Raw genomic sequence first — 12705 nt, forward strand, 5'->3', positions numbered from 1 at the left:
TCACGCAATGATTCACGACTTTTGCATTATCGGTGGCGGCATCGTCGGCCTGGCCACCGCGATGGAGCTGCTCAAGCGCCAACCGGGCGCTTCGGTGGTGATCCTGGAAAAAGAACCGGTGCTGGCCAGGCACCAGACCGGTCACAACAGTGGTGTCATCCACGCCGGCATCTACTACGCACCGGGCAGCCTCAAGGCAGACCTGTGCAAGCGCGGCGCCACAGCTACCAAACAGTTCTGCACCGAGCACGGCATCAAGTTCGAGGTGTGCGGCAAGATGCTGGTGGCCTCAAGCCCCCTGGAAATGCAGCGGATGGAAGCGCTGTACGCCCGCGCCCAGCTCAACGGCATGCATGTCGAACGCCTGGACGCCGACCAGTTGCGTCAGCGTGAACCGAACATCGTCGGCCTGGGCGCGCTGTTTCTCGACGCCACGGGCATCGTCGACTACCGCCAGGTGTGCGAAACCATGGCCCAAGTGATCCGTCGCGGCGGCGGCGAGATCTGCCTGGAACGCACCGTCACCGCGATCCACGAGGACACCGACAAAGTCAGCGTCAGCACCCTCGGCGAAACCTGGCAGGCTCGGCACCTGGTGGTCTGCGCCGGCTTGCAGTCGGACCGTCTGGCCACCCTGGCCGGGGTAGCGATCAATCACCAGATCATCCCGTTCCGTGGCGAGTACTTCCGCCTGCCCGCGTCGAAAAACACCCTCGTCAACCATCTGATCTACCCGATTCCTGACCCGGAGTTGCCGTTTCTCGGCGTGCACCTGACCCGCATGATCGACGGCAGCGTGACCGTCGGCCCGAACGCGGTGCTGGGCCTGGGCCGCGAGAACTACCGCAAGTTCTCGGTGAACTGGCGCGACGTGGCGCAGTACGCCAGTTTCCCCGGTTTCTGGAAAACCCTCTGGCAAAACCTCGGCTCGGGCACCACCGAGATGAAGAACTCACTGTTCAAGTCCGGCTATCTGGAGCAGTGCCGCAAATACTGCCCATCGCTGACCCTCGACGACCTGTTGCCCTGCGAAGCCGGTATTCGCGCCCAGGCGGTGATGCGCGACGGTAGCCTGGTGCACGACTTCCTGTTCGCCCAAACCCCACGAATGCTGCACGTCTGCAACGCGCCCTCGCCGGCCGCCACGTCAGCCATGCCCATCGGCGCAATGATCGCCGACCGCCTGTTCACTCCCCAGTAGCACCCGGCAATACGCGTCCATTTGACAATAACTATAAAGACTCAGAAGGAAGTACAGCATGACGGCCCCCGTCTCTATCGCCACCCACGAAACGCCCGAGCAAACCCGCAAACGCCTGCGCAAAGTCGCCGCCGCGACCATCTTCGGCTCCATGCTGGAGTGGTATGACTTCTATCTGTACGCCACCATGGCGGCTATTGTGTTCTCGAAGATTTTCTTCGATAACAGCGACCCGAAGACCGCTTCGCTGATGGCGTTCTCCACCTTTGCCATCGGTTTTATCGCCCGCCCGTTCGGCGGCATCCTGTTTGGTTACCTAGGCGACAAGTTCGGCCGCAAGCAAGTGCTGGTGCTGACCTTCTGCCTGATGGGCGTGTGTACCACACTGATCGGCCTGATCCCCAGTTACGCCTCCATCGGTATCTGGGCGCCGATCGTGCTGGTGTTTATCCGCATCATTCAAGGCCTGGGCGCCGGTGCCGAGCTGTCGGGTGCCGCAGTGACGTCCTATGAACATGCCTCCCAAGGCAAACGCGGCAGCCAGGGGGCGTGGCCGGCGCTGGGCCTGAACCTGGGCCTGTTGCTGTCGTCACTCACCGTGTACTTGCTCACCATGAACGGCAATGAGTTCCTGCTGGCCGGAGGCTGGCGCATTCCGTTCGTGTGCAGCATCGTGCTGGTGGGGATCGGCCTGTGGGTGCGTAACAGCATTCCGGAAACCCCGCAGTTCAAGGAACTGAGCCAAGAGGCCGTCAAGGTCAAGGCTTCGCCGCTCAAGGCCTTGTTCAAGAACGACCTGAAGGGGCTGGCGGTGGTGTTCTTTGTGGCCGTTGGCTATAACGCCCTGAGCTACATCTTCAAGACCTTCTCCCTGGCCTACCTGACCCAGTTCAAAGGTGTCGATGTGCATGTCACCTCATTGTCGGTGACGATCGCCAGCCTGATCGCCATCGTCGCGGTGCCCTGCTTCGGCTGGCTGTGCGACCAGTGGAGCAGCAAGACCGTACTGATGCTCGGCGGGGTGTTTTCGCTGCTGTTCGCCTACCCGTTCCTGGCCCTGCTCAACAGTGGCGAAAGCCTGATGATCTACCTCGCCATCGGCGTTGGCACCGGCATTCTCGCACCGATGATGTTTGCCCCACAGGGCTCGTTCCTGAGCCGCCAGTTCCCGACCCAGACGCGCTCCTCGGGCTTCGGCACCGGACGTGAAATCGGCACCGCCATCGCCGGCGGCCTGGCACCCTTGGGTGCGCTGTCAATGGTGGCGGCGTCGGCCACCCACTCCACCGATGGCGTGGTGATCATCCTCGCTGTTTCGGCGTTGCTGGTAGTGGTGTTCGCCTTGTGCGACCAGGGTCGCAAACACTCGACATTCAAGAACTGAGGCAAAAAGTTCAGATCAATGGGTGCATGGATGCACCCGGATCGCGCATCATGGGCACTTTCAAGCTCAAGGGTAACGTCCATGCGCGTTCTGTCATTGATGATGGGCCTGACGACGCTGGCCGCCACTACGGTGTTCTGCGCCAGCGCGATGGCGAATGAAGAAAGTCAGTTGGTACAACAGATCAACCAGTACCGCAGCCAGGTGCAACGCTGTGGTGACCAGGGTTCCCAGGAACTGCCGCCGCTGACCAGCGACACACGGCTGGTACTGCCGGCGACCAATGTCGGCGATTTGCAGCAATCGCTGGCGCGGGCGGCGTATCCGATGGTCAACGTGCAAGCCATCAGCCTGTCCGGGCCCAAGGATGCGCAAGCGGCGATGAAAGCCGTGCGCGAGAGCTTCTGCCGCGTAGTGCTGGACCCGCAATTCGTCGACATCGGCGTGAGCAACAGCGGCCAGGACTGGCGCATCGTGCTGGCCCGTCCGCTGCTGACCAGCGGCCTGGGTGACTGGTCGACCGAAGGCAAGCAACTGCTCAACCTGATCAATGCCGCTCGCGCCCAGGCGCGCCAGTGCGGCACCCAGGCCTTCAACGCGACCACGCCACTGACGTGGAATGACGACCTCGCGGGGGCCGCCAACAGCCATACCCGCAACATGGCCAACGGCAACTTCTTCGACCACCTGGACCACGACGGCCGCACTCCGGGCGATCGGGCCGAGCTGGCCGGGTACAGCGCGAAGAACATCGGCGAAAACATCGCCGCCGGCCTCGATACGCCACGCAAGGTGGTAGACGGTTGGCTCGCCAGCCCAGGGCATTGCGCGAACCTGATGAACCCGCAATTCCGCGAGCTGGGTGCGGCCTACGCCATGGACCCGAAGAGTGATGCGGGGATCTACTGGACGGCGGATTTCGGCGCACAACAGTAGCGGCACACCCGCCCGGCATGCTGGGCGGGTGTCGACTCAAATAAAGACGACATCAAATTGCCATCTCCTGGATAATCGCGCTGAACTGGCCGCGTTGATTCCGGTCTGTTGCTTGTCAGGCTGCCTTTCAGGCATCGACAGTACGTGGCAAACAAGGTGTTAGTGCAATGATGAATTGGCTGCAAAGCAGCAGCGACATGGCCGAGCAGGTGCGCCGCCATGATTGGGCCAGTACCCCACTGGGGCCACTGGAGCAATGGCCGGACGTGCTCAAGACCACGGTCGCGCTGTGCTTTGCTTCAAGCTTCCCGCAGGCCATCGTCTGGGGGCCGTCCCTGACGACGCTGTACAATGACGCCTTTGTGCCGATTCTGGGCGACAAGCCGTTTGCCCTCGGACGCCCGTTCAGTGAGATATGGCAAGAGGCCTGGCACGAAATCAGCCCGATCGCCGACGCGGCCTATCAAGGCCATGCCACCTACATCGAAAACTATCCCCTGGTGATCGAGCGTGGCGCCGGCCCCGAGCAGGCGTATTTCACCTTTTGCTACAGCCCGATCCGCGACTCCCAAGGCAAGGTCGTGGGCCTGCTCGACACCGTCACCGAAACCACCACCACCGTCTTCCTCGCCCGCCGCCTCGCCGCGCTGGATGCCATCGGCAATGCCGTGGCCGGCGCCACCGACGCGCAGGCGATCATGAGCCTCACCACGCGCCTGCTGGCCGAGCACTTGCAGGTCTCCAATTGCGCCTATGCCGATATGGATGCCGATGAAGACGGCTTCACCATTCGCGGCAACTGGGCCGCGCCCGGTTCGCCCAGCATTGTCGGGCGCTATCGCCTGGCCTCGTTTGGGGCACGCGCAGTACGCAAACTGCACTCGGGCGAACCCCTGGTGATTCGCGACAACCGGATAGAGTTCACGCCCGAGGAGTCGGCCCGCTACCAGGCCCTGGGCGCCACGGCGACGGTGTGCTTCCCGCTGATCAAGGAGGGTCGCCTGACGGCCCTGATGGCGTTGCATCACAAAACCCCGCGCGTCTGGTCGCCGTATGACCTGGCGCTGGTGGGTGAAGTCACCGAGCGCTCCTGGGCCCATATCGAGCGCGTACGCGCTGACGCGGCCGTGCGCGAGGGGTTGGCGGCCATCACCGAACTGAACGCCACCCTGGAACAACGGGTGCAAGAGCGCACCCTCGCACTCACCCAGGCTGAAGCCGCGCTGCACCAATCGCAAAAGCTGGAAGCCATCGGCCAATTGACCGGTGGCGTGGCTCACGACTTCAACAATTTACTGACGATCATTCGCTCGTCCGTGGATTTTCTGCGCCAGCCAGGGCTGTCCGAGGAACGCCGCCGGCGCTACCTCGGCGCCGTCTCCGACACCGTCGAGCGGGCCAGCAAGCTCACCAGCCAGTTGCTTGCGTTCGCCCGCCGCCAGCCGCTGAACCCGGAAGCCTTCGACCTGAGCCGGCGCGTGCAAAATATCGGCGAGATGCTCGAAAGCGTCACCGGTTCACGCATTCATGTGCAGGTCGAAGTGCCTGGGCGTCCCTGCCATGTGTGTGTCGACGCCAGCCAGTTCGAGACTGCGCTGATCAACATTGCCCTCAACGCACGCGATGCCATGGGTGGCCAAGGCACCCTGACCCTGCGCGTCGCGTGCGTCTCAGCGCTGCCGCGCATCCGTGGCGATGCCCCAGTCCAACAGCCGTTCGTGACGGTGTCCCTCACCGACACGGGCACGGGCATCCCGCGTGAGACGTTCGAGCGTATTTTCGAACCGTTCTTTACCACCAAGGCCGTCGGCAAAGGCACCGGGCTGGGCCTGTCCCAGGTGTTCGGGTTTGCCAAGCAGTCCGGCGGTAACATCGACGTGGCCAGCACCCTGGGCCAAGGCACGGTGTTTACCCTCTACCTGCCCGAGGTGGAAGCGCCGGTCGCCCAGAACTCGGCGCCGGAGCTGGCACACAGCCCACTGCGGGACATGGCCATGGGGCATATCCTGATCGTCGAAGACAACCTCGAAGTCGGCCGTTTCGCCAACCAGATCCTCCAGGACCTGGGCTACCGGACCACCTGGGCTACCGATGCCGAACAGGCACTGGCGCTGGCGGGTGAGGACGCGATGGCCTTCGACGGCATCTTTTCGGATGTGGTGATGCCCGGCATGACCGGCGTGGCCATGGCCAAGCTGCTGCGCCAGCGACGGCCAGACCTGCCGGTGGTACTCACCTCAGGCTACAGCGAAGAGCTGGCCGACAGTGGCTATGAGGGCTTCGAATTCCTGGCCAAGCCCTATTCCGCCGATCAGGTGGCATGGACGCTGGCCAAATCGATGCGCCGGGACTGAGCCCTACTCCGCCACGCCCCACTCCGCCACAGCCACCTGGTTACGCCCCATGGCCTTGGCGCGATACAGCGCCTTGTCTGCGCTGTTCATCAAGCTGTGCAGGTCCTGATCAGGGCTGCGTACAAGGGCCACGCCGAGACTGGCCGTCAGGCCCTGCACCGGCTCGACCGTCAGGCCGGAAATCGTCTTGACCAATTGCTCAGCGATATCGCGCGCGGTTTCCAGCGACGTATTGGGCAGCAACACCGCAAACTCTTCGCCGCCGAGGCGACCATACACATCCGAATGGCGCAACGATGCACTGATCACCCCACCAATCTGCCGCAGCACGTGATCACCAGCCTGGTGGCCGTAGGTGTCGTTGACGCTCTTGAAATGGTCCATGTCCATCATCAATGCGCACACCGGCTGCTGGTTATCGCGACATTGCGCATACCGCTGCTGCGCGTGTTCGAAGAACGCACGGCGATTCATCAGCCCGGTCAGTTCATCAGTCTGGGCGGCCCGTGTGGAGGCGTTATGGGCGCGTTCCATTTGCCGGGTCAGGCGAAAGGCCTTTTCCAGGGCATCGGAAAATTTACGCGTAGCGCTGACCACGAAGGTTGAAAACACCAGCACTGCGATCGCCACCCCCACTTGCATCAGGGTCGGCTGAAACAGCAACCACAGCGTACATGGCAATAACACCAGGGCCATGGCGCCCAGGGTCATGTAGCGATAGGCCGAATAACACGAAACCGCACTGACCGACATGCCCACCGTAAACAACATCACCAGCACCTGGGACACACGGTCGTCGGGGGGCATGACCGCCAACGCGCCCATGCCCCAGATCCCGGCCGACAACATCAACGTGACCGCATAACGTCGTTCCCAGCGTGCGGGCGTACGGTCGATATCAGGGCAACGAAACCAGTCCATGAACATTTTCAGGCGCAACAGTGACGACACCGACAACGCCACCAGCCAGATCAGCATGACCTGGTGGTTGAAGCGGTCCCAACACAGCCAGCAGAGCATGGCGGCGCCGAGGAAACTGCCGAAGATCGCGGCGAACGATTGGCGAAACAGCTGGTGCAAACGGTCCGTTCGCACCTGCTCTTCGATCACGCAATCCGGGTCCAGCCCATGCCCAAGGTTGCTCATGAAGTCAGCCTGCTTCGATTGCCATGATAGAGCCAGCATTGTGGCATCCGGCCAGCAGCTGGGACAACCGTCTCTCCGATGCCAGAGCCCTCAAAGCCCTTCAGGACGCAAAATCAACACCCCCAGCGGCGGCAAATTCAACGACAGAGACACCGGTTGCCCATGGCGCGGTTCTTCCTGGGTGAACACGGTGCCCCCATTGCCGTAGTTGGAACCGGCGTAGGTGTCGGCATCACTGTTGATCACCTCGCTCCAACGCCCGGCAAACGGTACGCCAACGCTATAAGCTTCGCGCGGCACGGGGGTGAAGTTAGCCACTACCAGGACCGGCCGGCCCTCCTTGCTCCAGCGCAGCCAGGCATAGACGCTGTTGATCGCGTCGTCGCCGATCAGCCACTGGAAGCCCTGGGGTACATCGTCCTGTTCGTGCAGCGCCGGCTCCTCGCGGTACAGGCGGTTCAGGTCACCCACCAGCTTCTGCACACCTTTGTGCTCGGCGTACTGCAACAAGTACCAGTCCAGTTGCTGGTCGTGGTTCCACTCGCGCCACTGGCCGAACTCACAGCCCATGAACAGCAGTTTCTTGCCCGGGTGCATCCACATGAAACTCAGGTAGGCCCGCAGGTTGGCGAACTTCTGCCAGCGATCGCCGGGCATCTTGTCGATCAGCGAGTGTTTGCCGTGCACCACTTCGTCGTGGGAGATCGGCAGGATAAAGCGCTCGGACCAGGCATACACCAGGCCGAAACTCAGTTCGTTGTGATGGTGAGCGCGGTACACCGGGTCTTGCTGGATGTAATGCAGCGAATCGTGCATCCAGCCCATGTTCCATTTGTAGCTGAAACCCAGGCCGCCCTGTTGGGTGGGCTGGCTGACGCCCGGCCAAGCGGTGGACTCCTCGGCGATCACCAGCGCCCCTGGCGCCTCCAGTGCGACCACATCGTTCAAATGACGCAGGAAGTCGATGGCTTCCAGGTTCTCCCGTCCACCATGGCGGTTGGGCACCCATTCGCCGGCCTTGCGTGAATAGTCGCGGTACAGCATCGACGCCACCGCATCCACCCGCAGGCCATCGACGTGAAAGTGCTTGAGCCAATGCAAGGCCGAAGCCAGCATGAAGCCATGGACCTCGGTACGCCCCAGGTTGTAGATCAGGGTGTCCCAGTCCTGGTGAAAGCCTTCCAGGGGGTTGGCGTATTCGTACAGCGCCGTGCCGTCGAATTGCGCCAAGCCATGGGTATCGGTAGGAAAATGCGCCGGCACCCAATCCAGGATCACCCCGATATCCGCCTGGTGCAGGGCATTGACGAAATAGCCGAAATCCTCCGGCGAACCGAATCGGGCGCTCGGTGCGAACTGCGACAACGCCTGATAGCCCCAGGAGCCGCCGAACGGATGCTCCATGATCGGCATCAACTCGACATGGGTGAAGCCCAGTGACTGCACATAGGGAATCAACCGCTCGGCCAGTTCACGCCAGCCGTATTGGCGGGCTACTTCGCCCGCCTCGTCCAGCTCGCATTGCCAGGAGCCCACATGCAGTTCGTAGATCGACAACGGGGCGCTGCTCTTCTGCCGTTCGCTGCGTGACTGCATCCACGCCTGGTCCTGCCAGTCCACCTGCAAGGGGGCGGCGACTTTGGATGCCGTGTCCGGCGGCAGCTGGGTGGCCAGGGCCATGGGGTCGGCCTTGAGTGGCAGAATCCCGTGGGCGCCGAGTATCTCGAACTTGTACGCCGCGCCCGGTTGCAGGCGTGGAATAAAGATTTCCCATACGCCCGAGGGATGGCGCAGGCGCATCGGGTGGCGGCGGCCGTCCCAGATGTTGAAATCGCCCACCACCGATACGCGCCGGGCATTCGGTGCCCACACGGCAAAACGCACGCCCTGCACACCATCGACCGTGGTGACCTGGGCGCCCAGGCAACTGCCCAGGTCACGATGATTGCCTTCGGCAAACAGGTACAGGTCCATTTCCCCGAGGAGCAACTGGCTGAAACTGTAGGGGTCTTCGGTGATCTGTTCACCACCGGCCCAGTGGATTTTCAGCAGGTAGGCCTGGCGGGTGCCGAACTGCCCGACAAACAGCCCCGGCACCTGGGTCTGATCCAGGCTGCCGATCGGCTCGCCGCTATCACGGCTCAGTACCTGGACACTCAGGGCCTGCGGCAAAAATGCGCGGATAAATTGGCCCCCTTGCTCGTCATCGTGCGGTCCCAGGATCGAGAACGGGTCCGGGTGCTCGGCGCGCACCAGCGCTTCGACGTCCCTGGACGCCGGCATTGCAGTCAACTTGGGCTGCAGCGGTTCTTTGTGCGTATAACTCATGACATCTCTCCACCGCGTGCATTTTTCGATATAGGTACAAGCCCATTGAGCAAGCTGTGCAGCCCCTGCAAGGGCACCGGCAACCAGCTCGGGCGGTTTTCCGCTTCGTAGGCTACTTCGTACGCGGCCTTCTCCAGGCTGAACAACGTCAGCGCTGCATCCTGGCCACCGGCATCCTGCCAGTCATGCGCCAGTGTAGACGTCGCCACCTGATAAGCCTCGGTGAACGCTTGCCTGGCCTCCTTGAGGTAGCGATCGGTCACGCGTTTGCGCGCCTGCTCGGCTTCAGGCGAGTTATCCACGCCTTGCCCCTGCACACTCAGGGCCATCGCCGCCGCGTAATCAAAGGAGCGCAACACGCCGCTCACATCTTTGTAGGGACTGTGCTTGCCACGCCGTTCATGCAACGGCCGCGCCGGTTCCCCTTCAAAATCGATCAGGAACGCATCCCCCTTGACCACCAGCACCTGGCCCAGATGCAAATCGCCATGCACGCGAATCCGCAGCCCGCCCGCCGTGGCTTTCGCCAGCGCCTGGACATGCCCGGCAATGGCCTTTTTCTGCGCCAGCAGTTCACTGACCAACGCCTGGTCGGCGGGGTTCAACTGGTGTTGATGAAGCTTGAGCAATTGCAGCGCACGCTCGATTTGTGCACCGACATCCTTGGCCCAGGCCTGGGTGTGCTTGAGCGTGGTGGCTTCAGGCTTGAAGTCTTGATTGGCGGTCGGCTTGGCCAGTACCTGGTGCATTTCACCCAGGCGTTGCCCCAGCAAACCGGCGAAATCCTTGAGTTCGCCGAGGGCGTTGTAATGCTGCTCCTGTTCGGACACGGCCTGAGCCAGCTCATCGCGAAGCGCCCGCTCCAGGTTGTTTTGCGTCCAGGCCCAGGCATCGCCCTGGTTACTCAAATAGCCTTGGGCGATCATCAACAGGTTGTCCTGGCCTTGGCTATCGCGGCGGATCACCGAGCCCAACAGCGGCGAGATATTGGGGTAGTTGGCGGCCGTCAGGTAAGCACTCATCTCCAGTTCCGGGTGCACGCCGCTGCTGACCTTGCGGATCAGCTTGAGCACCAGGTGTTCACCCACCACCACCGAGCTGTTGGACTGCTCGGCCGAGAGATAGCGCACCTCGGCGCTCTCCGTCAGCCCCAGGCTGCCCAGATGCTCGGTGGCTTCGAACCGCAGATCGCCTTCTGCGGTATTCAGCACCGAACCGGCCTGCAACCCCTGGATCACGGCGCGCACAAAGTGCTCAAGGCTGAACGCGTCGGTCACCAGCCCGACCTGACGGGCCCGGCGTACGCGGGCCATGGCCAGTTGCTGGGGCAAGGCGCTGGTGAACTGGTCTTCGGGCAGGAAGCCGAACGGCAACTGGTAACGGCTGACCTGGCCGCCACTGGTCACGTCGATTTCGCTGAGGAGTACAGGGTGCGCGGGATCGCCGAAACGTACGCCATAGGCAATATGCACACGCTCGATGGTCGCGTCCTTGCCGGCAAACCAACGCCGCTTGGGCAACCAGGTCGGCAACGCGGTCTGTTCCAGGGTGGTGCGACACGGTTCTTCGAGTAATTCTTCCATGCGTTTTTTCAGTACCAGGGTGGTGAAGTCGGGCATGCTTTGCGCAGGTTCCACATGCCAGCTGGGCATCTGGTTCTGCGACGCCAGCACGAACCAATAGAAACCATAGGGCGCCAAGGTCAGCAGGAAATGCAGTTGGCCGATGGGCGGGAACGCGTTGCCCCCGAGCATCTCCACCGGCACCATGCCGGCGAACGCCGACAGGTCCAGCTCGGCGGCCTGGGCGCTGCGTGACACGTTGGCCACACACAGGATGATTTCGGTACTTCCGTCTTCCCCCGTGTATTCACGGGTGTAGGCCAGAATGCGGCGGTTGCTCGGCGAGAGCATTTTCAAGCTGCCCCGGCCGAACGCCTTGGACTGCTTGCGCACCGCCAACATGCGCCGGGTCCAGTTCAGCAATGAATGCGGGTCTTGGGTCTGGGTTTCGACGTTGACCGAGAGGTAGCCGTATTGCGGGTCCATGATCGGCGGCAACACCAGGCTGGCCGGGTCGGCACGCGAGAACCCGCCGTTACGGTCGATGGACCACTGCATGGGCGTACGTACGCCGTCGCGGTCGCCAAGGTAGATATTGTCACCCATGCCAATTTCGTCGCCGTAATACAGGGTCGGCGTGCCGGGCATCGACAGCAGCAGGCTGTTGAGCAACTCGATCCGGCGGCGGTCGCGCTCCATCAGCGGCGCCAGGCGCCGACGGATCCCCAGGTTGATCCGCGCACGACGGTCGGCCGCGTAGTAATTCCACAGGTAGTCACGCTCTTTGTCGGTGACCATCTCCAGGGTCAGCTCATCATGATTGCGCAGGAAAATCGCCCATTGGCAATTGGCGGGGATCTCCGGGGTCTGGCGCAGGATATCGGTGATGGGGAAGCGGTCTTCCTGGGCCAGTGCCATGTACATGCGCGGCATCAGTGGAAAGTGAAAGGCCATATGGCATTCATCGCCGTCATCGCCCGTTTGTTCGCCGAAGTAAAGCTGCGTGTCTTCCGGCCACTGGTTGGCCTCCGCCAGCAGCATGCGGTCAGGGTAATGGGCGTCGATTTCCGCACGGATCTGCTTGAGCACCGCGTGGGTTTCGGGAAGGTTCTCGTTGTTGGTGCCATCGCGCTCGATCAGGTAGGGAATGGCGTCCAAGCGCAAGCCATCGATACCCATGTCGAGCCAGTACCGCATCACCGACAGCACCGCCTTCATGACTTGCGGGTTATCGAAGTTCAGGTCGGGCTGGTGGGAGTAAAAACGGTGCCAGAAATACTGGCCGGCGACCGGGTCCCAGGTCCAGTTGGACTTTTCGGTGTCGAGGAAAATGATTCGGGTGCCATCGTATTTCTGGTCGTCATCGGACCACACGTAGAAATCCCGCGCCGCCGAACCCGGCTTGGCCTTGCGCGCACGCTGGAACCAGGGATGCTGGTCGGAGGTGTGGTTGATCACCAGCTCGGTGATGACCCGCAACCCGCGTTGATGCGCTTGAGCGATAAAACGCTTGGCGTCGGCCAGGGTGCCGTAGTCACTGTGCACGCCTTGGTACTCGGCGATATCGTAGCCGTCGTCGCGGCGTGGCGAGGGGTAGAACGGCAGCAGCCAGATCGTGTTGACGCCCAGGTCGGCGATGTAGTCAAGCTTGTCGATCAGCCCGGCAAAGTCGCCGATGCCGTCGTTATTGGCGTCGAAAAAGGATTTGACGTGAACCTGATAGATCACCGCGTCCTTGTACCACAGTGGGTCTTTGATGAACGTGGCAGAACTGGGTCTCTTCGCCATTGGAAA

The 12705-nt window shown here is 62.2% G+C and carries 7 protein-coding genes; 4 read left to right on the top strand and 3 right to left on the bottom strand.

Annotated elements, in window-relative coordinates; all coding sequences use genetic code 11:
• The first annotated feature begins 7 nt into the window (after positions 1-7).
• The 4 genes from lhgO (at position 8) to ACQRBV_RS23225 (ending at position 5875) form a co-directional block, all read left to right on the top strand.
• Positions 8-1201, top strand: a complete 1194-nt coding sequence (gene lhgO, locus ACQRBV_RS23210; protein WP_411983922.1) for an L-2-hydroxyglutarate oxidase — start codon at positions 8-10, stop codon at positions 1199-1201.
• Between the two features lie 58 nt (positions 1202-1259).
• Positions 1260-2585 (top strand): MFS transporter, encoded by a 1326-nt coding sequence (locus tag ACQRBV_RS23215; protein ID WP_411983921.1) that lies wholly within the window; start codon positions 1260-1262, stop codon positions 2583-2585.
• Positions 2586-2666: 81 nt separating this feature from the next.
• The gene (locus tag ACQRBV_RS23220) at positions 2667-3521 is read left to right on the top strand and encodes a CAP domain-containing protein (RefSeq protein WP_060757033.1); all 855 of its coding nucleotides are present in this window, start codon (positions 2667-2669) and stop codon (positions 3519-3521) included.
• Positions 3522-3688: 167 nt separating this feature from the next.
• Positions 3689-5875: an ATP-binding protein gene (locus ACQRBV_RS23225; protein WP_411983920.1), complete on the top strand. Its 2187-nt coding sequence runs from the start codon at positions 3689-3691 to the stop codon at positions 5873-5875.
• Positions 5876-5878: 3 nt separating this feature from the next.
• Here the strand turns inward: ACQRBV_RS23225 and ACQRBV_RS23230 are convergent, their stop codons facing one another.
• The 3 genes from ACQRBV_RS23230 to treS are packed head-to-tail and all read right to left on the bottom strand — an operon-like array spanning position 5879 to position 12699.
• A complete protein-coding gene (locus ACQRBV_RS23230; RefSeq protein ID WP_104993508.1) occupies positions 5879-7060 on the bottom strand; it encodes a GGDEF domain-containing protein in 1182 nt (393 codons plus the stop codon).
• A gap of 51 nt (positions 7061-7111) precedes the next feature.
• Entirely contained in the window at positions 7112-9349 is a 2238-nt protein-coding gene (glgB, locus tag ACQRBV_RS23235; RefSeq protein WP_104993507.1) for a 1,4-alpha-glucan branching protein GlgB, read from the bottom strand.
• Complete coding sequence (gene treS, locus ACQRBV_RS23240; protein WP_411983919.1) at positions 9346-12699, bottom strand: maltose alpha-D-glucosyltransferase; 3354 nt, start codon at positions 12697-12699, stop codon at positions 9346-9348. Before treS ends, glgB begins: the two co-directional genes overlap by 4 nt.
• Positions 12700-12705: the final 6 nt, after the last annotated feature.

Origin of the sequence: Pseudomonas sp. R11F (assembly GCF_050312575.1) — a bacterium.
Classification (GTDB): Bacteria; Pseudomonadota; Gammaproteobacteria; order Pseudomonadales; family Pseudomonadaceae; genus Aquipseudomonas; species Aquipseudomonas palleroniana.

Bases quoted from the DNA above. Each gene is read 5' to 3' on its own strand.
- lhgO (WP_411983922.1), top strand. From the start codon at position 8: ATGATTCACGACTTTTGCATTATCGGTGGCGGCATCGTCGGCCTGGCC.
- ACQRBV_RS23225 (WP_411983920.1), top strand. From the start codon at position 3,689: ATGATGAATTGGCTGCAAAGCAGCAGCGACATGGCCGAGCAGGTGCGC.
- ACQRBV_RS23230 (WP_104993508.1), bottom strand. From the start codon at position 7,060: ATGCTGGCTCTATCATGGCAATCGAAGCAGGCTGACTTCATGAGCAAC.
- glgB (WP_104993507.1), bottom strand. From the start codon at position 9,349: ATGAGTTATACGCACAAAGAACCGCTGCAGCCCAAGTTGACTGCAATG.
- ACQRBV_RS23215 (WP_411983921.1), top strand. From the start codon at position 1,260: ATGACGGCCCCCGTCTCTATCGCCACCCACGAAACGCCCGAGCAAACC.
- treS (WP_411983919.1), bottom strand. From the start codon at position 12,699: ATGGCGAAGAGACCCAGTTCTGCCACGTTCATCAAAGACCCACTGTGG.
- ACQRBV_RS23220 (WP_060757033.1), top strand. From the start codon at position 2,667: ATGCGCGTTCTGTCATTGATGATGGGCCTGACGACGCTGGCCGCCACT.